Origin of the sequence: Clostridium senegalense (assembly GCF_018916625.1) — a bacterium.
Classification (GTDB): Bacteria; Bacillota; Clostridia; order Clostridiales; family Clostridiaceae; genus Clostridium_J; species Clostridium_J senegalense.
The window spans coordinates 26,488-51,359 of the sequence record NZ_JAHLNC010000012.1; the positions used below are offsets into that span (position 1 = coordinate 26,488).

A 24,872-nucleotide genomic window follows, 5' to 3' on the forward strand; every position below is an offset into this window, starting at 1 on the left:
TGTGTATGTATATTATTTACAACATACACAAAATATGTTATAATAAATATATGGAAAAAGAGTATAGAAAAGTAAATGGAAATGTAAGTTTTATAAAATATCATTTTGTTTTTTGCACTAGATATAAAAGAAAAATTTTTAATATTCAAGGTGTTAAAGAAAGGACTATTGAATTAATTAAAAATGAATGTGAATTATTACAAATTAATTTATGTTATATAAAATGTGATATAAATCATGTTTATTTAATTTTGGAGGCACTTCCAACTATATCTGCAAGTGAAATGATGCAGAAGATAAAGAATAATACAAGTGGGAAAATAAGAGAAGAGTTTGAAGAATTAAGTAAGATTCCGAGTTTATGGACTAGAAAATTCTTTGTTTCTACCGAAATTAATAATGAAGAAGAAATTCAAAAATTTATAAATGAGCAAAAAACAAGATAATAGGGGGAATTATTTATGAGAAGTAAAAAAATATTAAAAACTATAGCAATAGCTTGTGCATTTGTAATATTATCAAGTGGGTCAATGATTAAAAATGTATATGCAGATGAAAATGGAAACTGGACTAAAGATAGATTATGCGGTTCAGATAGATTTGAAACTGCTAATAAAATAGCAGATGAATTTTGTAAAACTAATGAGGAACTTGGATTAACCTTAGAATATGGAGAATATTTTTATCCTGATTGTGCAACTACATCAGTAGATACAGTAATTCTAGCTAATGGATTTAATTATCCTGATGCTTTATGTGCAACTCCGTTAAGTAGGACATTAAATGCACCAATATTATTAACTCATCAAGATAATTTAACAGATTCAACTAAGAAACAAATAGAAAAAATGAAAATTAAAAATGTAACAATAGTAGGTGGAGAAACTGCTGTAGGTGAAAGTGTTGCGAATCAGTTAAAGTCTATGGGGATAAATGTTATAAGGCTTGGCGGAATAGATAGATATGAAACTTCATATGTAATAGCGGAAAAGGTTGCAGAAGGAAAAAAACTAAAAGGCGCAACAATTGTAAGTGGAATGGATTGGCATGATGCTATGATAGCTTCACCAACAGCGGCTATAAAGGATATACCAATGCTTTTAGTTCCAATGTCAGATAATCCAGTACTTCCTAAATATAAAGATTTATTAGAAAGAAATAATTTAAATCTTGACCGTGTATACTCCTATGGTGAATATAAAAAAGAAACAACTCCAGAAATACTTAGGAAAATTATACCACAACCAATTGGAAATGATGGAGGTTATAAAAATTCAACTGGAACTTTTGAAAATAAGTATGTAAATTGCTTTGCTATACTTAATCATCAATATCAGAGAATTCTCCCATATAGTGTTGGAGAAAATGTATTTTTAACCCGTGGAGATGATTTTGCTGACAGTTTAACTGTTGCACCATTAGCAGCTAAAATGAGTTCACCAATAGTTTTTGGAACAACTGTGCATAAAGGATGGAGTAAATGGGACGAATTTAAAAATGATGCAGAATTAGAAACTATAAAAATAGATTATCCGATAACACCAGAAGATGGAAAAATATTTTGTAATAAAGTAACAACAAAAATTCTTCACACAATGAGGAGTACAACATTAATAGGTGGGCCATCTGTTATGCCTGAAAATGCTGATGATATATTTAAAGGTATATGGAAATAAAAAATAAAAATTAATATAAAAAGGAGGAGAATTTTTTCTTCTTCTTTTTTTATTGGGAGGTTTGAATTTTGTATAAATTTAAGAAGGTGATTTCTTTTTTTATATGTTTTATATTTCTTACAGTTCTTCTTCCAACAAAAATATTGGCACAAGAGGATACTGGGTGGGTAATTGTAGATTATAAAATGGAAGATGGAAGCGATTACCCTTGGGGGGATGATGTTACAGGGAGTCAAACTAAATTTATAAAGTTAGAAAATGGTCAAGGATTATATTACCCTGAACAACCAGATAACGCACGTGTTGAAATTGTCTCAGTTAAAAGTGACAATATGTCAATAGATGAGAAGACTGGAAAATTCATTGTAACTTCTGTTAATAACAATGCAGAGAATGCTGGAATAATTACAGTAAAATGTAAATGGAGAGAACAGTTAATAGCTCAGATTGTTAATAAATGCTACGATAAAGACGGAAATTTGCTATATGAGTCAGGAATCGAAACAAGAAATATAAAACAGGGGGATGTATTTACTGATGAACCTAGAATAAAATATTATGAAGAAAGGGGTTATAAATATAAGGAAAGTATTGTATATCAAATAGCTTATGATGGTTATACAGAAGGTGTTCAAGGGAAATTTAATGGTAATGTATCTTTTAAAGTTGAAAATACAGCAGGTGGAAAAGGATACTTAATTGAACATAAATATGTTTTAGATAAATTAAAACAAGGAAATATAAGAGTTTCTGTATCAGACCAAGCTATAATTGATGGAGAAGTTTACAGATTGCATGGAACTGATTATTTTAAAAGAACTATAGAAACCTATAAAAGTGATACAGATGGTAAGTTACATCTAACTGTAAAATCTCCTAGTGGTGGAGTTTATAAGGGAAAAGAACTAGACTTTATGAAAATAGTTCTTACTAATGGAGCAGGGGAATTTTATCCTGCATGGACAGAATCTAATGTTATAAAAAAAGTTGATAAAGATGATAATCCTAATGGATATCAATCTTTTACTATAGATGTAGATACGTCTAAGGAAACATGGTATGTTCATTGTTTCTGGGATGCTACAAAGATAAAAGATGAACTTGAAAAACCAGATCCAGATCCTGACCCACCAGTTGGCGAGGGGGATGGAGTAATTAAATTTGACCCAAATGAAACCGATTGGACTAATAAAGGAAAAATTAGTGAGGGTGTAGGTAAATACCCAGTTAAGGTTTATTATGAGGGGCAATATCCACGTGGACAAGAAGCTACTTGTAAATGGAAGCAACATTACACAGTGAAAAAATGTTCAGGTAAAGGAAAAGATAAAAGTTGTTGGCGAGAAGATAAATGGCGTAGCAAAACTTCTAAATATATAACTTATTGGCTATTAGATAAAATAAGAGTTACTGCTCATAATACTGATATAAGTCCTACTTATGTTAATGGCAATTCTGGGTACATTGATATTTTAAAAGAAAATGAAGGTATTTCATTAGACGCCGTTGGTGATTGGCAAAATACGAAAAAAAGCAGTACTCATAAAGAAGTAACTGGACAAGACATTCATGTTAGTGATAGTGAACCTCAGCCAAAAAAGCCAATTGGGAAAAGTGGTAAGTATAATATTGACTGGACTAAACCAGATATTAAAATTGATGATCCAAATTCTAAGTGGGTTAATAATCCAAAGCCTTATGTTGTGAATTTAGGAATAGATGAAAATTTATCAGGGTTTAAAATAGGAAATATTAATGTAACGGATTCATCTCATTATAAACGTAATTCTTCTGATTCAGTGCAATATGCAGCTAAAGTTTATAATAAAAAAGTAAAATTATACGATGGAATATATGCAATTAAAGCAGATGTTACTGACAGAGCAGGAAATAGTAATACTATTACTAAAAAGACATATTACGTTGATTTTGAAAAGCCTGAGTTTGATTTTAATATAAAACCAGGAATATTTTCAGAAGAAAATGGAGCTATCAGAAAGCCTAGTAAAAAAGGGATTGATGATGGCTTTTATGGAAAGCTTACAGCTTCCGATAATTTGTCAGGAGTAAATAAAATCGAATTCGGTTGGACTTTTGGCAATGAGAAAAATAAAGTTGAATACGAAACATTATATTCTAGTCCTTATACTTATAATGATAGATACAAAGAAAAAATAGAAAAAGAAATAGAAAAACCAGTTGGAGATAATCTTTACTTACACGTAAAGATAGTTGACACTGCAGGTAATAAAGATTATAAAGTGTTTGGACCCTACGAAGATCCTATTAAGCTTCGTGATTTTGAGATATCAGATGTAAGGGATCCTAAATGGAAAAATGTTTTTTGGGACAAGAATGGAGATCCAACGAATGTTAAATTTGGAGCAAATAAGTTACCACTTGATAATACAAGCAACCCAATTTTTAAAAACGCAGACATAAAAAAAGGGTATGCTTTTTACTTTAATTTAACTAGTGAATATCTTTATAGAGATGAAGATAGGATAACGCTTAGACCAACTTTCTATTATGTAAATGGAAAGGAACGATTTGAGGTGGATATGTACTATCAGCTTAATAACAATCCATTTATAAAATGTGGAAGTGATGATGATACTGTAAAGTTAAAATTGAAAGTTAAAGATAAGCTTATGAAAGTGGACGTAGGGAAATTTTCTCAACTAACTCTGACTAAAGATGTTAGAATTTGCAAAGGTAAAGAGTGGTTAGGTCTATTTGGTTGGAAGCATAAATATCCTGCTGATGTTCAGTATAAGGACGGTAAAGAACAATATTGGTATGGAAAGTATTACGTTCCACAAACAGCAATATTTGTTAAAAAAGGTGAGGAGCCACGACCTGAAAATCTACTTGAAGATGGAGAAATACTAATAAACTTTGAGATATTAGGATACAAAAATGGTGAGGAAACACTTAGTACTGACCAAATATTTGTGTATGTACCAAAACAATGGCAAAAGGAGGGAGGTCCTAAAAGCAATAAGTTCGAACCAGGAGATATAATAAAATATAATAATAAGAAAAACGTTTTAAATGATTTTAAAACGCAAATAACTTATTAGTTGTTAAAAAGCTAACTCAATAGTTAAGCTTTATTTTTTTGGGTTTCATTACTGATTCCCATTTTTTTATTGTAAAAATTTAATTTAGGAGGTGAAATTGTGTCTGATTTATATGCTTTTGAGTTAGATAAGAAATATATACCTAAAAAACGCATATGTGTGTACGCTCCAATAGAATTGAGTAAAAAAATTGATAAATGTGCAAAAATGGAAAGTGAAAAATCAAACAAGAAAGTTTCTGCAAATAAGCTTATTTTGAAAGTATTACAGGATTTTATTAGAGAGTATGACATAAATGCATAAGGGAGGAATGGTTTATGGCTAAGAAAAAAGTAAATAACGAAAGTAAAGAGCTAGCTAAAACAATACTTAATGTTAAAGGTATTGACTATGATGAGTGGCTTGAAGAAAAACATAAAGAAATAATTAACGAGAATGTTAGTCTTTTAATTGAAAGTCTACAAGTTAAAGCGAATTAAAAGGAGGAATTTGTATGAATGGAATAATAGGTTTATTAGGTGGAGGTGCAGTTGATGAATTAAATGCAGTATTAGTAGCACTTGTAAAGGGAATTCAGTCAGTAGGAGTTCCTGCAGTTGCAATTGCATTTTCAATAGGTGGTATATATCATATTTTTGGAGGACCTGAAGGCACTAGGAAAGCAAAACCTTGGTATATAGGAGCAGTAGTAGGATTATTAGTATTATTAGGTGCAGGTTCATTTTCAACATACTTAGAAGAAAAAATGGAATTTTCAGAGCCTACAACAGGAACTAAGACAAGTAGTATTATACAAATGCAAAAGAATGTTTAGAACTTAGAAATAAAAGTTATAGAGTTAAAAATATTAACTCTATAGCTTTTAAATATTAGGTGGTGATTATTTGAAGGAAGCTAATAAAGAAATTAAAGCAGTTTCAAAACTTGCAGATAAAAGAATAATGATAGGATTTTGTGTATGTATTTTTTTATTTATAACTTTTATAGTAAATTTAACATTGGAATCACTAGGATGGGCATCCAATGAATTAAACGGTATTGAATATGATAGAAGTGTAATATTAGCATTATTTAAATTTAAAATTATAAGTTTTCCTATTGTATATATAATTGCATATATAATGACTTCTATAGTATTATTTAAATTTTTATTTAATATTAAGGCGTCATTTAAAGATATTAAGGAAGGACAAAAGGGTACTAGTAGATTTACTACAATAAATGAATTAAAGGAACAATATAAAGCTGTTCCTGAAAAAGGAGAAAATTTTGAAGGCAAAGCAGGTGTTCCAATATCAAGGTATAAAGATAAGATTTTCATAGATGATAGTCCTGTAAATAATTTAATTATAGGTACAACTAGAAGTGGTAAAGGCGAAATGTTTATTTTCCCAACAATTGATATATATTCAAGAGCTGAGAAAAAAGCTTCATTAATAATAAATGACCCTAAGGGCGAACTTATTGCTGCTAGCAAAGAAACATTAGAAAGAAGGGGGTATGAGGTAGTTTTACTTAATCTTTTAAACCCACTAAATTCTATGAGTTACAATCCAATGCAACTTATTATAGATGCATATGAGAAAAAGAATTATAGTGAAGCACAAAGTTTATGTAAAACATTAAGTTATACCCTTTATTATAAGCCAGGAGCTAAGGATCCATTTTGGCAAAATTCAGCTATGGGTCTAGTGAATGCTTTAATTTTGGCAGTTATAGATGATTGTTTAAAAAGATGTGAGCCTTTGGAAGAAGAAATAGAAAAATTAAAAGAAAAGAAAAAAGAATTACTAGAAAATAGTGAAGATAATAAGCTTGAGGTTAGTAAAATTGATGAAAAGATAAATAAATTAAAATCAAAAATAGAAAAAATAAAAGCTAAAAGAACTTTATACACGGTTGCGAATATGCTTTCAGAACTTGGAAGTAGAGAAGATGCTTTTGGAAATAATGAATTAGATAATTATTTCTCAAAGCTAGAACCTCAATCAGCAGCCAAAATGCAATATGCAACATCAAACTTTGCTAAAGGACAAACTAGGGGTGGTATATTTGCAACGGCTATGTCAGAGCTTCAAATTTTTACTATGGATGAAATAGCAAAAATGACAGCTAAAAATTCAATGAATTTAAAAGATATAGCATTTAATAAAGAAAATAAAGTTAATAAGCCTGTAGCATTGTTTATGGTTACACCTGATTATGATGTTTCTAACCATGTAATAGCTAGTATTTTTATACGTCAGTTATATTATGTTTTAGCAAAAGAAGCTTCATTAAGTGCAACTGGAAAATGTGATAAAGAAGTAATATTTCTTTTAGATGAATACGGAAATATGCCACCAATTGAGGGCATGAGTAACATAATTACTGTATGTTTAGGTCGTGGAATAAGATTTAATATGGTAATTCAAGCTTATTCTCAACTTAAAAAACTATATGGTGATGACTATAAAACTATAGTTGGTAACTGTGGTAACCAAATCTATATACTTACTAACGAAAATGAAACTGCTGAAGAGTTTTCAAAATTAATAGGTGAAAAAACAATAGTTAATTATTCAAGAAGTGGTGAGATTTTTGATATAACTAAACATCAAACTGAAAGCGTTGATTCAAGAAGATTAATGAAGGCAGAAGAATTAAGAGCTTTAAAAGAAGGCGAAAGTGTTGTAGTGAGAGTTATAAAAAGACAAGATTTAAACAGAGAGAAAATAATACCGTATCCAATTTTTAATACTGAAGAAACGAGAATGAAATATAGATATGAATATTTATCAGATGATTTTAATAATAGTAAATCTTTGTTATCTGTTAATGTAGATTCAATTCATAAAGATGTTGATTTATCAGAATTATTATTTGTAAATCAAGAAGAAATGGAAGAAATAGAAGAAGATGATGATATGGAGAAAAATATCCAGGATGAAAAGGTAGAGCCTAAAGAAATTGAAAATATAAATAAAGATTTTCTTCTTTCAGAATTATTTACGATTGATGAAATTTTTAAAATAAAAGATATAATTGATAAATATTTTGATAAAAAAATGGATGGAGAAACAAAATGGTCAGCGTTTAGAGAGTTTGCAGAAGAAGAAGATAATAAGTATTTAAATGAGTATTTAGAGATTGGTTATGAAGAATTTAATAAGAGAATTGAGGTGAGTTAATACTTGGATGTTAAGGAAATTCTAATAAATTTAAACAAACAAAATATTATTAAGCTAACGGATTTTGTAGATGGTGTTATTAGATATATGCAATGGGCTTTTTTAAAATTCTTAGCAACTTTGTGTAACGGATTGGAAAACTCGGTAACAAAAATATATACTTTGAATGGATTTTTTGAGAGTGCTGAAGTAACAAAATTTATAGATGGTTATAAGCCATTAATATGGAGTATATTAGCTATATCTTTAGCTATAATAGGACTAAGGATAATTTTAAATAGAAAGCAAAATAGGGATCAATTACCTACAAATATTTTATTTTCTATTTTTGTTATAATTTTATTACCGTTTGCTATGATGACCTTAAATGATATTACTAAAATTATTGTTAAGGATTCAGCAAGTAAGTATGAAACGTCAGCAAATGAGATAATTAAGAATAATTTAAGTGATTTATATTATTTAGATAAAATAGATTTTGAAACAAATGGAGCACTAAATAACATACCTTCAAAAAACATATTAAACATACGAATAAATGACGAAATAGATATAAGTAAAATTAGTAGTAAAAATAAAGATATATTAGAAAAAAAGTTATCTGTATTAGATAATGGGGAGTTTGAAGTCGTAGATTTAGAAAAGCATTGGTTTGGATTTGATGAGAATTATAATAGGTTTAATATTAAATCATTTCCAGTCGTTATTATATCCTTATTAACCACGTGCATAACATTTGTATCAGTAGCACTTAAAGTTGCTAGACTTGAATTTGAACTTGCTTTTAATAAGCTTTTTGCAACAATATTTGCTTTTGCAGATATTAATGATGGAAAGAAAATAAGAGAAATAGTAAAACATATAGGCTCAATATTTGCGGTATTAATTACTATGTCAATATTGATCAAACTATATGTTATTTTTAATGCTTGGATTTCAACTTCACCCAGTGCCAATAGCTTAGATGAGATAACAAAATTAATAGTTCTAATAGGTGTTTCATTAGGTGTTGTTGATGGACCTAATATAGTAGAAAAAATAATTGGAATCGATGCAGGACTTAAAAATGGTTGGCATGCAATGATGGGTGCTTATGGTGCAGCTCAAACGGCAGTAGGTTTAGCTAAAGGTGCAAAAGGTGCTGCAAAAGGTCTTGCTAAGGGTTATAAAAAGGCAGAAGGTTTAGCTGACAAAGCTGCAACAGGAGTAGCAGGTGGTATAGCAGGAATAGCAGGTGCAGCTATTGGTGCAGCAAGTGGATTTAAAAATGGTAATGGTAAGGTTAGTGATGAAATGGCTAAGAAAAAAAATAATGGAGCTAATGGCGACAAGAAAACTCCATCTTTATCAGAGCAAATGAAAAATCAAAATAAAGATCAAAATACAAATTCAGATAGTAATTCAGGAGGTAGCTCAAGTAAGAGTAATACAAGTAATGATATGGGTAATAAAGTTAATACACCAAAAGAATCATTACAAGACCAAATGAGTAGTGGTAAAGATTCTAACAAAGAAAATAGTAATGGATTAATAAATTCATTAAATAATGGAGCTGAATCTCAATCTAATGGAACAGGCTCAAATGAAAATAGTAATCCTTTAGATAATAACTTTGGTGCAAATGGAGGAGATAATGGCAAAGATGAAAACTCATTATCAGATAAGATGCAAGAAGGCTTAAATTCTTCAGGACAAGCAGAAGCAGCAAGTACATTACAAGATGAGATGAATAACTCAAATAGTAATGCAAGCTCTAATGATGGAACAGCTTCTAAACCAAATATGCAAAATGAATTATCACGAGATACAGGCAGTAAAGCAGTAGATACTCCGAAAATTCAAACTAATAATATGGATAGTAACAGCAATGGTGCTAGTCAAAATGGTGGAAGTTCTCCAAATGAAGCTGATAAAGTTTCAATGGCCAATAATGGAAATATCGATAAGTCAAAAACTTTAGATGGAGATATGAAAAATATATCAGGTACCGATACAAATTTAAGTGGGGTAAGTGAAAGTGATGCAACACAAGTCCGAAACAATGGTGAGGAAGCACCATCTTTAGATAGCGAAATGAAAGATAAAGAAAATACTGGTGATAAGAATAAAGAAGTTAAGGAAACTAAAGAAAATAGAACTATAGGTGAATATTATAAAGAAAAACTTGATAATAGACTAAATAATTCAAAGTCTTTAAATACGGTTGAGAAAGCTTATAACTTAGGAAAAAACACAGGGAATAGATGGGCTGTTAAGCATAAAGAAAAAAAGAAAGGAGATAAGAACTAATGAGGTACAATATTCCAAAGGAAATTTCATCAGAAATGAAATTTACAAAATCATTATATCTTTTCGATATAATATGCGTATTAAGTGCTATGGTATTTGCGTATATAACAAGCCCTTTAGTTTATGCAAAATTAGTGTTTCTTTATTATATATTTATTGCTTTATCAGCTATTTTTTTAGTTAGTAAGAGTTTATCAAATCCAGGAAAAAGAAATTTTCAAAGTATTTATTACGCTATAAAAAGAAATAAATGTACTTATTATAGGGAGTAACTAATAAATGACCACATAGTAAAAACTATGTGGTTATTTAAATACCAAAATAATTAACAACTTGAACAATGGAAGTGGTCAATGAAGTGTAACGGAATTGACAAGGTGTCCATTGAGAAAGGCGTTAGGAGGGAGGAAATTTATGAAAAAATTCAAGCATGTTGATATAAATTTAGATAAACCTAAAGTTACAAAAGAAGATAAAATTAAATTAAAAGAAGAAAAGAAGAGATTAAAACAAGAAAAAAAAGATTTAAAAAAAGAAAATAAAAAAGTTTTAAAAACTACAAAGGATTTCCTACCATTTTTAGATATAGATGATGACGATGTATTTATAACTAAGTATGGATATATGGAAATATATCAGATTGAAACAAAAGATATATATTCTTTAAATGATTATGAAATGGAATTGCACAAGTTTAGTCTTATTACATTTTTAAGAAATTGTGTTTCGGATTTTAAAATAGTTTCAATGAACTTTCCTGTTAATACTAGGACACAACAAGAATATATAAATAATAAACTAGAAAAAGCTAATAATCCAATTGCTATAAAATTTTTAGAAGAAAAGAAAAGTCAATTTGAATTTCTTGAAAGTAATAGAACAAATCAAGAATACTTTTTATTAGTTTTTTCAAAAGATAAAAAAGAAGTTACTAGAAATATAATGCAACATCAAAATAGAGCTATGACATTTAATCAAATAGATATTGAAAAAAAGTTAAAGATTCTTTTTAAATTAAATAATCTTAATACTAAATTAATGTAATAAATGAGGGTAATTGTATGGAATGGTTAGTAAGTCATCAAAAAAATGTAGCTAAATATAGTTATAACTTAGGAAAAAAAGTAAAATTAACAGAAGATGAGTTGCTTAATTTAAAGATAGCAGCATTACTACATGATATCGGAAAAAGTAAAATAAGTAATGAGGTATTATGTAAAAGTGGTAGATTAACTTTAGAAGATATATATACACTAAGAAAGCATCCTCAGTTAGGTGCAAAAATACTTGAAGATGGAAGATATAATAAAAATATAGTAGAAGCTGTTTTATGCCATCATGAGAGAATAGATGGAAGTGGATATTATGGATTAAAAGGTAATGAAATATGCTTGTTCTCAAGAATAATAGCAATAGCAGATTCATTCGATGCAATGATAAGTGAAAGACCATATAGAAAACCTAAAACTAAATATGAAGCTTTAAAAGAAATAAAAAGTAACTTAGGTACTCAATTTGATAAGAAATTGGGTACTATTTTTATTGATTTAATTAATGAAGATTATCGTAAAGTTTTAGATATATCAATAAGTTAGCGAGGTGATTTAGTGGATTTTAATAATATATTTGGATTATTACTACCTAGTATTTTAATCTGTACATTCTTTTTCTTAAAATATCAGATTATAAAGTACAAATATAATAAATCAGCATATAAAAAAGAAACTAAAATTAAATTTAAAAAGATATTTAAAGATAAAGGGATGTTTGGTGAATATCTGTCCTTCGAAAAATTGGCATCTTTACCAGGATATAAAAAAATAGTAGCTAATAGCTATATTCCTAAAAGAAATGGACAAACAACGGAAATAGACTTAATTTTAATACACGAAACGGGAATTTATGTTATAGAATCTAAAAATTTTAGTGGATGGATATTCGGAAATAGTAAAAATAGATATTGGACACAAACATTAGGTAAAGGTAGAAAAAATAAATTTTATAGTCCCATTTTTCAGAATCAAAACCATATAAAACATCTAAGAGAATATTTAAAAGATTATAATGGTGTTTATTATTCCATCATTGCATTTAGTGAAAGATGTGAACTGAAAAAAATAGATAATTCAAGTAATTCAAAGGTAATAAAGAGAAATGAAATGGAAAATACATTAGAATCTATGATTAAAAAGAATGATAATTGCTTAAGCAAGGAAGAAATAGATAAAATTTATGAATATCTAAAAAAAAGTACGGATATATCGGAGCAAAAGAAACAAGAACATATAGAAAATATAAAAGAGTGGAGTGTGTAATAATATGAAAAAATTAATTATAGCTGAAAAGCCTAGTTTAGCCATGAATATAGTAAAGGCAATAAATGAAAAGTTTGAAAAGAATGATGGCTACTTTGAAAGTGATAACTATATAGTTAGTTTTGCTTTTGGACATCTATTTGAACTATATAATATTGAAGATTACACAGGTAGTGAAGATAAGAAATGGACTTTAGATATACTTCCTTTTATACCTGAAGAATTTAAGTTTAACCTTAAAGATGATTCAGGTATAAAAAAACAATATAAAATTTTAAGAGATTTAATAGGTTCAGATGAAGTTGACGAAATAGTATCCTGTGGTGATGCAGATCGTGAAGGTGAAGTTATTATTAGACTTATAATAGATAATGCTTTTAAAGAAAAAAGTATAAATAAAAAAGTAACTAGACTATGGCTGCCTGAACAAACGGAAGTTTCCATAAGAAAAGGATTAGAAAGTTTAAAACTAGCAAAAGAATATGACAATCTTGCAAATGAAGGCTTCGCAAGGACTTATATGGATTGGTTATTAGGAATAAACTTATCAAGGTATATAACACTTAAAGCCAATAGTAAATTGCCAGTAGGTAGAGTTCTAATACCAATAGTTAAAGCTGTCTATGACAGGGATATGAGCATTAAAAACTTTAAACCTGAAGATTACTATCAAGTTGAAAGTAATGAACAAACTAATAATGAAGCTATAAAATTGGTTATAAAAGAACCAATTTTCAAATCAAATGAGTTAGATAAAGCTGAAAAGTTAGCAGAAGAATTAAATAACTCTGAAGCAATAGTAACTAATATAGAAACTAAAGAAGTAAAAAAACAACCTAGCAAGTTGTTTTCGCTTAGTAAGCTTCAAGGATTATTAAGTAAGAAATATAAAATGACATTAAAGGAAAGTTTAGATATAATCCAAAAGCTTTATGAAAAAGGGTATGTAACATATCCTAGAACAAATACTGAGTATTTAGCAACAGGAGAAAAGGATAAGGTTAAATCCATAATAAATGCTTTAGAAAATGAAGGACATATTATTGAATTTAAAGATAAGAATACTATATTTGATGATACTAAAATTGAAAGTCATAGTGCTATAACTCCAACAACAAAATTACCAGGAGAAAATGAACTTTCAAATAAGGAATTAGAAGTTTACAATACTATTAAAAATAGATTTATATCAAATTTCTTAGTTGAGGAAACTTTAATAGATAGAACGATAATGACTATAAAGGTAGGAGAAAATAGCTTTGAGCTTAAAGGTGATGTTATAAAGCAAGAAGGATTCCTGAAATATGAACCTATGAGTAAAAGTAAAAATGATAATGAAATTACATTACCTAAATTAGCTGTAGGTGACAAAGTGAACATAGATTTTAAAGCTTTATCAAAGAAAACAAAAGCTCCTAGCAAACTAACAACTGAAATGTTAAGTAATTATCTAAAAAATCCTTATAAAAATGAATTAAGTGAGAACGAAGATGATGATTATAAAGCAATGCTTGAAGGTGTTGAAATTGGTACTGAAGCTACTAGAACTGGCATTATAGAGAATGCTAAAAAGTATAGTTATATTTCAGAAAACAAAAGCACTTTATCAATAGAACCATTAGGTATCAAGCTAATAGAGACACTGGATAAGCTTAGTATAAACTTATATAAAGACAAAACTATAGAACTTTCAAAGAGTTTAAAGAAAGTATATAAAAATGAAATAGAAATATCAAAAGCTGTAGAATTGGCAGCAATAGAATTAAAAGAAATAATAAGTAATGGCAAAAACATAGAAATAGAAAAAGTAAAAGTAGAAAAAGAAGTTATAGGCAAATGCCCACGTTGTGGTAAAAATATATATGAAAGTGATAAAAGTTTCTATTGTGAAGGTTTTAAAGATGATCCTAAATGTGGTTTTTCTATTTGGAAAGAAAATAAATTCTTTAAAGATAAAGGTAAAAAAGTAACTAAATCAATGGCTAAATCATTTTTACAAGGTAAAAGCGTTAAGGTTAAGGGATTAAAGAAAAAAGATGGAAGTGGAACTTATGATGCAAATATAAGCATAGATGATACTGGCAAATATGTTAATTTTAAAATGAGTTTTTAAATATAATTAGATAAATAAAAACCTAGATTATTTAGGTTTTTATTTTTTTACTCGAATTAAATAGAAGTGGAGTGATCTTGATTGGCAATTTTAAATAAAGAGATAGAGTATAATCCATACTTACTAACTAAAATTCAACCAGTAGGAGGTGTGAATTTTCGAGATAGATATGTAACTAAAGGTGATGGATATGAAGCTTGTATTCAAGTATATGAATATCCTACGTATGTAAATCTATTTTGGCTTGAAAAATTATTAAGTCTTGAAAATGTAGTTTGTACTTTAGATGTTACAACAGAAAATAAAAAAGTTGCATTAGAGCAAATAAATAAGTCTTTAACTGAACAGTTAACAAGAATAGCGGAAGTGAATAATAACATAGATAAAATAGAAGCTTCAACTACATTTGCTAATTTAAAAAACTTAGTTGAAGATATAACATCTCAAGATGAGATAATAAAACTTATAACTATAAGATATTATATTTCTTCAAAAACAAGAGAAGATTTAGATATTAAAATTAAAGATATTTTAGAAAAACTTGAGGGGTTAGGATATAGGGGTGCTGTTTTCTTAAATGAGCAAGAATATGAATTTAAATCACTGTTTTTAAGTTCAGAAGAGCAGTTTTCTTTACCAAATAAAAGAAAAGGAAAAGCTATTCCTTCAATTTCATTAGGTGCAGGGTATCCATTTCATTTCACTGAGCTTAATGATCCAACGGGAATGTTTCTTGGTACAAGTAGAACAGGTGGAAATATTATTTTTGATTTATTTACAAAAGATGATATTAGAAAATCTTACAATGCATTAGTTATAGGTCTTATGGGCTCGGGAAAAAGTACATTCTTAAAAAAGATTCTTACCAATAATGGAATAATAGATAATACAATAAGAATTCTAGATATAGCAGGTGAATTTAAAACATTAGTTAGGGAGTTAGGAGGAAAAGTTGTAGCGTTAGATGGTTCAGATGGAATAATAAATCCACTACAAATATTTGCAACTGTAATTGATGAAGAAACTAATATGGTACTTGAAGAACAAAGTTATATGCAACATCTATCTAAAGTATCTATGATTTATCAGTTCTTGTCACCACAAGCTACTCAGCCAGAATTAAGGGAATTCGAAAAAATTTTAAGTGAGTTTTATATCGAAAAGGGTATACAAAAAGATAGAGCAACTATATATAAAACAACTGAATATCCAATTATGGAGGAACTTTTAGAGTTTGCTAAAAATGAATTATATGAAGATGTTTTTAATCAAATAGTAAGAAAGAATATTACTCAAACTAGACAAGAAAGGCTAGAAAGTATAATACTAACAATCGGTGGTATAGTTAGGGATTATGGAACTTTATTTAACGGACATTCAACAATAAGGGATATAACTAAAGAACAAATTGTTTCATTTGAAGTTAGAAACCTAGTTCAATTTGATAAAAGAATATTCAATGCACAAACATTTAATATTTTAACAATGCTTTGGAATAATGCTCTAATACAAGGATTACAAGAGAAAAAAGCTTTTGATAATGGTGATAAATCAGCAGTAGATGCTAAAAAGTATTTATTACTTATAGATGAAGCTCATAAGTTCATCAATTCAAATAATATAATGGCAGTTGATTATTTAATTAACTTTGAACGTGAAGCAAGAAAATACTTTGCAGGGTTAATGTTTGCAACTCAAAGTATTAGAGATGTTGTTCCTGATAACTCAAGTAGTGAAGCATTATCTAAAATTAAAACATTGTTTGAATTAACACAATATAAATTTATTATGCAGCAAGATAACAACTCTAAAAAAGCATTATTAGATATATTTGATGGACAATTAACTGAAAGTGAAATTGAAGCTGTACCATTTATGGGAACTGGTGATTGTATTCTATCTATAAATGGTGGTAAAAATATTAGATTTTATATCGAGGCTTCAGATGAAGAATTAAAATTATTTAAGGGCGGTGCTTAAAAAATGGATAATATAAAAAACATTTCTAAAAAATATAAGTCAGCTATAACTATAGGTTTAGTATTTATACTTGGCTTTTCAAGTGGCTATGTATTAAAGGGAATGACTACACCAAATGAGGTGGATTCTGTGGCAGTAAATAAAGAAGTAGAACCTAAAAAAGATACTAATAATAATGAAGATGTGTTTTCAGAAGATAATGAAACAGATAAAAAAGAAGAAAAAAAAGATGAACAAAATACTGAGGATAAGGGTGATAAATTATCTACAAAAGTTGAAGAAGGATTTAAAACAACAATTGTTAGTGGAAGTTCTGATGAGGAAATAATAAAAAATAATAATTTTATAACTGATAGTAAAATTTCTATTCAAGATAGATTAGAAGCGAAGAGAGTTGCTGAAAATTTTGTACAAGCAATAACAGCCTTTGACATAAGTGATGTTGAAGGAACTGCAAAACGACCTGTTAAATATGTTTCAAAAGATAAGGTTAAAGAGATTGAAGGTTTGTATTTGTTTCTTGGAAAAAGTAAGGAGATTAAGAAAAGTATAATTGATGAGGTATATACTACTGAAAAAGAAAATAAAGATGGTAATGATTATATATACTTTAGAGTTACTGTTGAATGGCATTGCATAGATAAAAATGATCAAAAGATAAGTGGTGGAGATGAAAGTTATATGTGCCAATTATTAAAAGAAGATGGAGTGTATAAAGTATTTCAATACCATGTAGATTAAAAAAACTGGATTAATTTAATCCAGTTTTTTATTTTATAAAATTTAAGAAATAGGTGATGGAATGGGTGGTAGTAAGGAAAAAAAGTTGGTTAAAAAAGCTATAAAAATATTAGCTGGTTCTCAAATAATATTTTTTTTGATATTTATAATTATGATATGTAGTCTTGCTTTAGTATTGCAAAAAAACAAGAATTCAGATGGTGGATTTGGGGATTTTTCTGACATTGGTGCTTTAGGTGTACCTATTAAATTAGTACCTTATTTTAATGAAGCTTCTAAAATAACAGGCATACCTAATTGGGTTTTAGCAGCAGTAGCAAAAAAAGAAAGTGGATTTAGACCTGAAGCAGCAAGTTCAGATGGTGCATATGGACTTATGCAAATTCAAAAGATAGATCATGTAGGAAGTGGGGCAGATTTATGGCAGTACTTAATTGATATAGGACTTGGAGAAGAATATAAAAAAGCTGGATATAAATTTTCAGGTGCGTCAGATATGTGGTCAATATATTTAAAAGATGCTAGAGCACAAGCTATAGCAGGTGCTTATGAAATGAGATATTATGCAAATTATGTTTTATGGAGAAAAGATTTAGTATCAAATTTAGATTATAATAGCACAGAAAATATGAAGTTAATTAATTGGAAGGCAAATGAAAATGATAGTACTTTTAAAGAATTACTTAAAAGAACTTTTGCTTGTTATAATGGTGGACCAACCTATGGCATGAATGTAAATTTAGATACAGCTCAAAACAATTACCCTAATGATGTTTTTAAATTTGCTATGGAATTTAGAAGTGCAGGGTTAACTAGTGCAGGTGGAAGTGGAATTAAAGGTGATAATAAAACTATAGAAAAAGCAATTGAAGCAGGTATGAAATGGGTAGGAAAATCACCATATTGTTTTGGTGGGGGTAGAACACAATCACAAATTGATGCAGGTGTTTTTGATTGCTCATCACTAGTACATTATTGTTATAAAAGTGCAGGTATTGAACTTGGAGATGTAATAGGGGTAACCACATTTTCACTACTTAATTATGGCAAAAAAGTTAGTCCAAAAGATATGAAAAGAGGAGACCTTATATTCTTTGATACTTATGTAATTAATGGACATGTTGGAATATATCTTGGCGATGGAAAAATGTTAAATGACAATTCTACTCAAGGAGTTTGGATAGATGATTTAAATACTCCTTATCAACAAAGTACTATTAATGGAGAGGTAAGAAGAATAGTTAATTAAATCAAGATAGGAGGAAATATTATGACAGAAGCAAGAAAATCTAATACAAAAATAGATAAAATTTTAGAGAATTTTAGAAATAACAAGTCATTTTTTTACTATATTATATTTTTTATAATAGTAGGAGGATTAATATTTTTTCTAAATTCCAATGCAATTTTAAATAAAGAAAATAACTTAATGAGTTCAGAATTAAATAAAAGACAAAATATAAATGATTATGTTTTAGAGTTAAATGGAAGAGAATTTAATACTACTAATAATTTAGTAAAACTACATTTAAAGTTCAAAAACACAAATCCAGTTAGTAATAATTCACTTGAATTTAATTTAATTGAACGTTCAAGGTTAAATGATTCTATTCCAACTAACGTTATAGAAGTAGATGATTCTAATATTGTTGTATATGCAATAATTCCTAAAAAGTGGACAACATTAGCATTGCAAGTTACAGAAAAAAATACTAAATCAGCAACTAAATTTTTCACTGATTCAAGAGATATAACTATAAATAATAATCTTATTGAACAGAAAAAATTAGATTTATCCGTACAGATAGCTAATGAAGATATAAATAAAATAAAAAAGGAATTATCAGAATTCGATAAAGAAATATCTGATAAAAATTCACAAATTAAGAATTTAGAAATTGGTATTTTGGATTTACAAGAAAAACAAAAATACCAAACAGAAGATGAAATACTTGAAAGTAATTCAGAAATAGGAAGAGTTAAAGGTAATATTGAAGCCTTAAAAATAGATATTAGTAAAATAGAAGAAAAGAAAGTTGCAAGACAAGAAAAGATTAAAAAGATAGAAGAAAAAAGAGGAGATATTTTAAAAAGCAATAAGAAATAACCTATAAATATAGTGTGTGAAACCTGCGTAAAAGGTGTGAAAAAGGTGTGTTAAAGGTGTGCGAAACCTGCGTATTTGGAAGAAAGTCAGTACCCTTGTAAACACTAGGCTTTGCCTAGTCACACAATGAAATTGGGTGCAGTTTCCCCTTATGCTCTTAACTAAAACCTTAATGTAGAATTACCATTAGGGTTTTAGTTTAAAAAATAATTATAAAAGTTAAAGAAAGGATAATTAAAGATGAGTATTAAAGACACTACTAAAGAAATAAAAGTTCGTTATTTATCTCCATCAACAGTAGTAAAATTAGATGAATTAGCTACTAAAAGAGGTCTAAGTAGAAATGACTATTTAAAAAATCAGTTAGAGCTTTTGGCAAGTTCAAAGGAAATTTTTGAATTTCAAAATAAGTATAATATTCTAATAGAAAAAATACTTAAAGTTCTAGAATACAATACAGTAACATTAAAAACTTTTTTAGAAGAAAATTTAATTGATTTAGATGAAGCAATAGCAAAAGAATTTTTAAAGGATGGTGAAATTGATGAGTGAAAATAGAGAAAGAAAACACTATATGCTTTCCCCAAAAGCTATTAATTATATAGAAGAAACAAAAAATAAAAACCATTTAAAATATAATAGTGAAGCAATTGAATTAATAATAAGAGAACATGAAAGAAATTGTGAGATAACAACAGATTATTTAATAAAAATAATTTCAGATAAAGTATCAGAGAAAATAAAATCAGATATTATTGGAATAAAGCAAGGAGTAAACTCTAATGATAAAAATTCACAAGTATTAATTGAATTGGTTAATGCTATATTCTTTAAACAAAAGTATGGAAAAATAGTAACTACATCAGAAGATGTTTCGGAAGGTTTGAAAATGGCTATAGATGAAGTCGAAAAAAGAATTATAACTAAAAGAAATATTAAACTAGATAATAAGTTTTAGGTAGATAATAATGGTTGGTGTTGTTCATAAAGTTAGATTTATTTCTAGTAATAATAAAAAATTTAATAACTATATAAGTTATATAGGAAGAGATGAAGCAACAAGAAATCATAATTTTGAAGATTTTTCATTATACAATGATTATATGGGTAATCCTGAAAAGTCAGGAGTTTTATTTACAAGGAATAAAGACTTTTTAGATGAAAAAGACAGTGAAAAATTAAAAGAATTATTTTCAAAGGCTCAAGAAAATAAAAGTATAATGTGGCAAGATGTATTTAGTTTTGATAATAAATGGTTAGAAAATCAAGGATTATATGATAGTAAAACACATACAGTAGATGAAAAAAAAATAAGAGAATCTATTAGAAATACTATGAATGAATTGATAGAAAAAGAAAAACTACCTAGCCTTTTATGGAGTGCTTCACTTCATTACAATACAGATAATATACACGTGCATATAGCAAGTGTTGAATTAGATCCGAGTAGAGAACGTGGAAAAAGAAAACCTAAAACATTATTAAATATGAAAAGTAAATTCGTAAATAATATTATAGATAGACAAGATGAATATAAAAAAATAAATGATATTATAAGAAAAAATATTATAGAAACTGATAAAAATTTTGATTTAAAAAAAGATGTTCAAATCAAAACGATGGTTAAAGATATAATATTAAAATTACCCAAAGATAAAAGACAATGGCATTATAATTACAATACAATGAGCGAAGTTAGACCTATATTAAATAAATTAACAAGTTACTATTTAGAGAATTTTAAACAATATGAATTTAGAGATTTAAATAATAGACTTGATAAAGAAGAAAAAATATTAAAAGAAACTTATGGAGAAGGGGAGAGCTTTAGATATAAGGATTATAAAAAAAATAAAATTGATGATTTATATACTAGAATGGGAAATAACATTTTAAAAGAAATAAAAAAAAGTTTAGCAGATGAAAAGTTAAATAAAAAAGGTAAGAGCCATATAAGTGATAATTATATAATAAAAGATTCTAAAACATCTAAAGAAAATAATAAAAGTGAGTCAAAAAATATAGGGAATAAATCTAATATAAATATATCAAGTTTTTTAAATAAAAGTGGAATAAACAAATTAAAAAAATCGTTAAATAAGGATTTCGAAAGTATTAAGAACCAAAGATTTTATGAAAAGCTTGAAAATGAAATTGAATATGAACGTTACTAAAACAAGTATAAAACTTGTTTTTTTTTATATAAAGAAATTAAAATGGAGGTCACATTTTATGGATGTTTTTAATAACTTAGCTATAGTTAATAATATTATTAATGACAATAAAGTTAGTGTATTAGTAATTGGAGATACTGATAATGTTCATAGAAAAATATTATACGCAAGCAGTTTTTACATTGAAGGTCTAAAAGAATTATTAAAAAAAGAAGAATATGTATTCGTTAATTTTAACCCGGATGATGATACTATAATTGAGGATGGTGAGAATTAATGGCAGAAGAAAAATATATTAAAAAATCCATTGAAGAAAAGAAGAAAGAAATTGAAAATCTAATAAAAAATCTTGAAAAAAGAATAAATAAATATTTTGATACTCCTGAAAATATTAAAGAGTATCTTTTATTTATGTCTAAATTTCATAACTATAGTTTAAGTAATACAATTTTAATAGAAAGTCAATTCCCAGGTGCAAGAGCAGTAGGTTCATTTTCATTTTGGAAAGAAAATGGATTTAATATAAATAAAAGTGAGAAAGGTATAAAAATTATAGTACCTAAAGTTACCAAAGATAAATTTTTAAATAAAAATAATGAATGGATAAGTATAGATAAAGCTACAGATGAAGAAAAGAAACAAATTGCTAAAGGAAAGTTAGAATCTAGAAGAGGAAATGTTTATTTTTCACAAGGATATGTATTTGATGTTCTGCAAACAAATGCAACTCTAGAATATCTGCCTAAAATTTTTCCTGATAGATGGATAGATGGAGATGTAAGAAATTATGATTTAATGTATAAGGGGATGGAAAAAATAGCTGAAAAGATAGGTGTTAAAATAGTAAAACCTAAGCATGAACTTGGTGCAGCAAAAGGTGCTAGTTATCCAACATTAAAAGAAGTTGCATTAAATCCTAGAAACACGCAATTACAAAATGTAAAGACTTTATTGCATGAATTAACTCATGCAAAACTTCACTCTGATAAGAATAGAGATAACTATTCAGTGAATGAAAAAGAGTTTCAGGCTGAACTAACTGCATATACTATATGTTCATATTTAGGAATAGATACAAGCGAGTATTCTATAAGATATTTGAAGTCATGGACGAAAAATGCAACATTAAATGATAAAAAAAGTTTATTAAAAGAAGTACATCAAACTTCAACTGATTATATTAATATCTTAGAAGAAGTGCTAAATAAGGAGCTGTCTTTATCAAATAATGATAAGAGGAGCTCTTTAAATTTAAATAATAAAGGCTTAAAAAATTTAAATGTGAAAGGGGATTTAGAAGTGTCAAATTTGAAAAAGGATGAAAAGGAAATTAGAAAGATGATTGCTGAACATGAAGAATGGCTGAATACTAAAGGAACTAAGGGTAAAAGATTAAATTTAGAAAATGAAAATTTAAAAGGGATGAAACTTTTAAATTTAGATTTAAGAAATTCTAATTTTAAAAATGCAGATTTAAGAGATTGCATTATATATGCCAATCTCGAAGGAGCAAACTTACAAGGCATAAAATTAAATAATAAAACTAAATTCATAGGTTCTAATTTAAAAAATGTAATAATGACACCTAAGACATTGGCATTAATAGATCATCAAATAAAGTTTGAAGAAAATAAACATAAAAGTGGATTAAAATCACTTAAAACTTCAAAAATAAAACAAAAAGATATATCAAAATAGGTTATATAAATAATTTTATATAATCTATTTTTTTATAAAAATATTAAGGGGATGTGAAAAAAATGGCTGAATTAGCTATTGAGAAAGAAGATTTAAAGTCTGAAAAAATGTTACAGGATAAACCTAAGAGCTTAAAGTATAGGGTTTTGAGAGCAGATGAAGCAGAAAAGTTAATTAAGGAAACTAAGCAGCAACCTGTAGGTTATCCAAAAACATCTATGTTTGAAAAATTTAAAGATATTTTATTTACTAAGTTATTTAAAGCTAAAATAGAACAATACAAGAAATTAGAAGAAAAATTAAAAGAACAAGAAAAAATAATCAATGACAATAATAATAAATTTGAAGAAGAAAAAGAACAATTAAAAAAAATTATAGATGTACAAGAAGATGAAATTAAACTTTTTAAAAAAGAGTTTAATACCTCAAAAGAAACTATTAGAGAAAATTTAAAAGAAAAATTATCTGATTTGAATAAAAATAAAAGTAGTTCACCTTTATCTACTTCAAATAAGTCTGAGAAAGATAATATTAAGGTAGATGTTCAGCAAAATAATGTAGTTAATACAAAAACTAAAGAAGAAAAGTTAAATAAAGATAAAGCTCCAATTCAAAATTCACAAGCTGAAAAAGCTAGTGAAAAGGTAGAAAACAATTCAAAACAAGAGAAAAAAACTTCAAAAGAACAGGTAGAAGAGATAAATTTTTTCAATGGTGAAAATCCAGTTATTAATAATAATGAGCCTAAAATAGGATTAGTTGAACGCTTAAAGGAATCTATTTATGTAAAATATTTCGAAGGAAAAGCCAATGAATTCATTAAGTTACAAGAAAAAGTAGTATTGCAAGGACAAAGTATAACTGAGAATAATATTAAGCATGAAAGAGAGTTGCAGGAACTAAAAAAACGTGTGGAGTTACAAAGAAAAGAATTAGAAAATCTAAAAAAAGAATTAAAGAATAGAAAAGAAAATGAAAAGAAAAAAGAAGAGTTGGATAAACCTTTGGAAAATGGTAATAAATCAATTAACCAAAAAGATTTAAATAAAATGATAAAAGAACATGAGGAATGGATTAAAACTAGTGGAAAGAAAGGGAAACAATTAAATTTAGAAAACATGAATTTGCAAGGTACAAAGCTCTTAAATGTGGATTTAAGGACTGCTAACTTGAAAAATGCAAATTTAAATAATTGTAGTATTTATGCGGATTTAAGAGGATCAAATTTAAAGGGAATTAAAATAAATGATAAGACTAGTTTTACAGGCTCTAACTTAAAAAATGCAACTATGGATAAGAACAAAGAGAAGATTATAAAGAATAAGCTTAATAAAGATATAAATAAGCATAATTATGCTTTAAAAGACTTAAAAACAAATTCAAATAATAAGCAATATGATAGATAAATAATTCAAGTTTATATTTTATAACTAAAATGGAAAATATATATAAATTTAATATTGACAAAATTTAGAATTTAGAATATAATAACCTTATTTAAAAGAGGTGTACCCTACCAGCAAGTG

23 protein-coding genes are annotated in these 24,872 nt (G+C 27.3%); all 23 read left to right on the forward strand.

Going from position 1 to position 24,872, the window contains the following annotated elements:
- Nucleotides 1-50 precede the first annotated feature (50 nt).
- Nucleotides 51-446 (forward strand): IS200/IS605 family transposase, encoded by a 396-nt coding sequence (tnpA, locus tag KQI36_RS15965; protein WP_216451767.1) that lies wholly within the window; start codon nucleotides 51-53, stop codon nucleotides 444-446.
- A gap of 15 nt (nucleotides 447-461) precedes the next feature.
- The gene (locus tag KQI36_RS15970; protein WP_216451768.1) at nucleotides 462-1,676 is read left to right on the forward strand and encodes a cell wall-binding repeat-containing protein; all 1,215 of its coding nucleotides are present in this window, start codon (nucleotides 462-464) and stop codon (nucleotides 1,674-1,676) included.
- Between the two features lie 68 nt (nucleotides 1,677-1,744).
- A complete protein-coding gene (locus tag KQI36_RS15975) occupies nucleotides 1,745-4,759 on the forward strand; it encodes a hypothetical protein (protein WP_216451769.1) in 3,015 nt (1,004 codons plus the stop codon).
- 99 nt (nucleotides 4,760-4,858) lie between these two features.
- The gene (locus KQI36_RS15980) at nucleotides 4,859-5,062 is read left to right on the forward strand and encodes a hypothetical protein (protein ID WP_153474228.1); all 204 of its coding nucleotides are present in this window, start codon (nucleotides 4,859-4,861) and stop codon (nucleotides 5,060-5,062) included.
- A gap of 14 nt (nucleotides 5,063-5,076) precedes the next feature.
- The gene (locus KQI36_RS15985; protein WP_167738276.1) at nucleotides 5,077-5,238 is read left to right on the forward strand and encodes a hypothetical protein; all 162 of its coding nucleotides are present in this window, start codon (nucleotides 5,077-5,079) and stop codon (nucleotides 5,236-5,238) included.
- 14 nt (nucleotides 5,239-5,252) lie between these two features.
- Nucleotides 5,253-5,573 carry a hypothetical protein gene (locus KQI36_RS15990; protein ID WP_244991627.1) on the forward strand — a complete coding sequence of 107 codons (321 nt, stop codon included), beginning with the start codon at nucleotides 5,253-5,255 and terminating at the stop codon, nucleotides 5,571-5,573.
- A gap of 127 nt (nucleotides 5,574-5,700) precedes the next feature.
- On the forward strand, nucleotides 5,701-7,929 hold the full coding sequence (locus KQI36_RS15995) for a VirD4-like conjugal transfer protein, CD1115 family (protein ID WP_216451794.1): 2,229 nt from the start codon (nucleotides 5,701-5,703) through the stop codon (nucleotides 7,927-7,929).
- Nucleotides 7,930-7,932: 3 nt separating this feature from the next.
- Entirely contained in the window at nucleotides 7,933-10,218 is a 2,286-nt protein-coding gene (locus tag KQI36_RS16000; RefSeq protein WP_216451770.1) for a pLS20_p028 family conjugation system transmembrane protein, read from the forward strand.
- Entirely contained in the window at nucleotides 10,218-10,490 is a 273-nt protein-coding gene (locus KQI36_RS16005) for a DUF5592 family protein (RefSeq protein WP_167738242.1), read from the forward strand. Before KQI36_RS16000 ends, KQI36_RS16005 begins: the two co-directional genes overlap by 1 nt.
- A 142-nt stretch (nucleotides 10,491-10,632) precedes the next feature.
- Nucleotides 10,633-11,262 carry a hypothetical protein gene (locus KQI36_RS16010; protein ID WP_216451771.1) on the forward strand — a complete coding sequence of 210 codons (630 nt, stop codon included), beginning with the start codon at nucleotides 10,633-10,635 and terminating at the stop codon, nucleotides 11,260-11,262.
- Between the two features lie 17 nt (nucleotides 11,263-11,279).
- On the forward strand, nucleotides 11,280-11,813 hold the full coding sequence (locus tag KQI36_RS16015) for an HD-GYP domain-containing protein (RefSeq protein WP_216451772.1): 534 nt from the start codon (nucleotides 11,280-11,282) through the stop codon (nucleotides 11,811-11,813).
- Nucleotides 11,814-11,825: 12 nt separating this feature from the next.
- Nucleotides 11,826-12,533, forward strand: a complete 708-nt coding sequence (locus KQI36_RS16020; protein ID WP_342357404.1) for a nuclease-related domain-containing protein — start codon at nucleotides 11,826-11,828, stop codon at nucleotides 12,531-12,533.
- Between the two features lie 4 nt (nucleotides 12,534-12,537).
- Nucleotides 12,538-14,646 (forward strand): DNA topoisomerase, encoded by a 2,109-nt coding sequence (locus KQI36_RS16025; protein ID WP_216451773.1) that lies wholly within the window; start codon nucleotides 12,538-12,540, stop codon nucleotides 14,644-14,646.
- A gap of 81 nt (nucleotides 14,647-14,727) precedes the next feature.
- Nucleotides 14,728-16,626 (forward strand): VirB4 family type IV secretion system protein, encoded by a 1,899-nt coding sequence (locus KQI36_RS16030; RefSeq protein WP_216451774.1) that lies wholly within the window; start codon nucleotides 14,728-14,730, stop codon nucleotides 16,624-16,626.
- Between the two features lie 3 nt (nucleotides 16,627-16,629).
- The gene (locus tag KQI36_RS16035) at nucleotides 16,630-17,367 is read left to right on the forward strand and encodes a hypothetical protein (RefSeq protein WP_216451775.1); all 738 of its coding nucleotides are present in this window, start codon (nucleotides 16,630-16,632) and stop codon (nucleotides 17,365-17,367) included.
- Between the two features lie 61 nt (nucleotides 17,368-17,428).
- Nucleotides 17,429-18,616, forward strand: coding sequence for a C40 family peptidase (locus KQI36_RS16040; RefSeq protein WP_216451776.1), 1,188 nt, complete (start codon nucleotides 17,429-17,431; stop codon nucleotides 18,614-18,616).
- 21 nt (nucleotides 18,617-18,637) lie between these two features.
- Nucleotides 18,638-19,474 (forward strand): hypothetical protein, encoded by an 837-nt coding sequence (locus KQI36_RS16045; protein WP_216451777.1) that lies wholly within the window; start codon nucleotides 18,638-18,640, stop codon nucleotides 19,472-19,474.
- Between the two features lie 240 nt (nucleotides 19,475-19,714).
- Nucleotides 19,715-20,026, forward strand: a complete 312-nt coding sequence (locus KQI36_RS16050; protein WP_216451778.1) for a hypothetical protein — start codon at nucleotides 19,715-19,717, stop codon at nucleotides 20,024-20,026.
- Nucleotides 20,019-20,432, forward strand: a complete 414-nt coding sequence (locus KQI36_RS16055; protein ID WP_216451779.1) for a hypothetical protein — start codon at nucleotides 20,019-20,021, stop codon at nucleotides 20,430-20,432. The genes KQI36_RS16050 and KQI36_RS16055 overlap by 8 nt, the downstream gene beginning before the upstream one ends.
- 10 nt (nucleotides 20,433-20,442) lie before the next feature.
- The gene (gene mobP2 / locus KQI36_RS16060; RefSeq protein WP_216451780.1) at nucleotides 20,443-21,648 is read left to right on the forward strand and encodes a MobP2 family relaxase; all 1,206 of its coding nucleotides are present in this window, start codon (nucleotides 20,443-20,445) and stop codon (nucleotides 21,646-21,648) included.
- A 58-nt stretch (nucleotides 21,649-21,706) separates the two neighbouring features.
- Complete coding sequence (locus KQI36_RS16065) at nucleotides 21,707-21,925, forward strand: BTB/POZ domain-containing protein (RefSeq protein ID WP_153474122.1); 219 nt, start codon at nucleotides 21,707-21,709, stop codon at nucleotides 21,923-21,925.
- Nucleotides 21,925-23,346, forward strand: coding sequence for an ArdC-like ssDNA-binding domain-containing protein (locus KQI36_RS16070; protein WP_153474123.1), 1,422 nt, complete (start codon nucleotides 21,925-21,927; stop codon nucleotides 23,344-23,346). Before KQI36_RS16065 ends, KQI36_RS16070 begins: the two co-directional genes overlap by 1 nt.
- Before the next feature lie 62 nt (nucleotides 23,347-23,408).
- The gene (locus KQI36_RS16075) at nucleotides 23,409-24,752 is read left to right on the forward strand and encodes a pentapeptide repeat-containing protein (protein ID WP_216451781.1); all 1,344 of its coding nucleotides are present in this window, start codon (nucleotides 23,409-23,411) and stop codon (nucleotides 24,750-24,752) included.
- The last annotated feature ends 120 nt before the right edge of the window (nucleotides 24,753-24,872 follow it).

Bases quoted from the DNA above. Each gene is read 5' to 3' on its own strand.
- tnpA (WP_216451767.1), top strand. From the start codon at position 51: ATGGAAAAAGAGTATAGAAAAGTAAATGGAAATGTAAGTTTTATAAAA.
- KQI36_RS15970 (WP_216451768.1), top strand. From the start codon at position 462: ATGAGAAGTAAAAAAATATTAAAAACTATAGCAATAGCTTGTGCATTT.
- KQI36_RS15985 (WP_167738276.1), top strand. From the start codon at position 5,077: ATGGCTAAGAAAAAAGTAAATAACGAAAGTAAAGAGCTAGCTAAAACA.
- KQI36_RS15990 (WP_244991627.1), top strand. From the start codon at position 5,253: ATGAATGGAATAATAGGTTTATTAGGTGGAGGTGCAGTTGATGAATTA.
- KQI36_RS15995 (WP_216451794.1), top strand. From the start codon at position 5,701: ATGATAGGATTTTGTGTATGTATTTTTTTATTTATAACTTTTATAGTA.
- KQI36_RS16005 (WP_167738242.1), top strand. From the start codon at position 10,218: ATGAGGTACAATATTCCAAAGGAAATTTCATCAGAAATGAAATTTACA.
- KQI36_RS16010 (WP_216451771.1), top strand. From the start codon at position 10,633: ATGAAAAAATTCAAGCATGTTGATATAAATTTAGATAAACCTAAAGTT.
- KQI36_RS16015 (WP_216451772.1), top strand. From the start codon at position 11,280: ATGGAATGGTTAGTAAGTCATCAAAAAAATGTAGCTAAATATAGTTAT.
- KQI36_RS16025 (WP_216451773.1), top strand. From the start codon at position 12,538: ATGAAAAAATTAATTATAGCTGAAAAGCCTAGTTTAGCCATGAATATA.
- KQI36_RS16035 (WP_216451775.1), top strand. From the start codon at position 16,630: ATGGATAATATAAAAAACATTTCTAAAAAATATAAGTCAGCTATAACT.
- KQI36_RS16040 (WP_216451776.1), top strand. From the start codon at position 17,429: ATGGGTGGTAGTAAGGAAAAAAAGTTGGTTAAAAAAGCTATAAAAATA.
- KQI36_RS16045 (WP_216451777.1), top strand. From the start codon at position 18,638: ATGACAGAAGCAAGAAAATCTAATACAAAAATAGATAAAATTTTAGAG.
- KQI36_RS16050 (WP_216451778.1), top strand. From the start codon at position 19,715: ATGAGTATTAAAGACACTACTAAAGAAATAAAAGTTCGTTATTTATCT.
- KQI36_RS16055 (WP_216451779.1), top strand. From the start codon at position 20,019: ATGAGTGAAAATAGAGAAAGAAAACACTATATGCTTTCCCCAAAAGCT.
- mobP2 (WP_216451780.1), top strand. From the start codon at position 20,443: ATGGTTGGTGTTGTTCATAAAGTTAGATTTATTTCTAGTAATAATAAA.
- KQI36_RS16065 (WP_153474122.1), top strand. From the start codon at position 21,707: ATGGATGTTTTTAATAACTTAGCTATAGTTAATAATATTATTAATGAC.
- KQI36_RS16070 (WP_153474123.1), top strand. From the start codon at position 21,925: ATGGCAGAAGAAAAATATATTAAAAAATCCATTGAAGAAAAGAAGAAA.
- KQI36_RS16075 (WP_216451781.1), top strand. From the start codon at position 23,409: ATGGCTGAATTAGCTATTGAGAAAGAAGATTTAAAGTCTGAAAAAATG.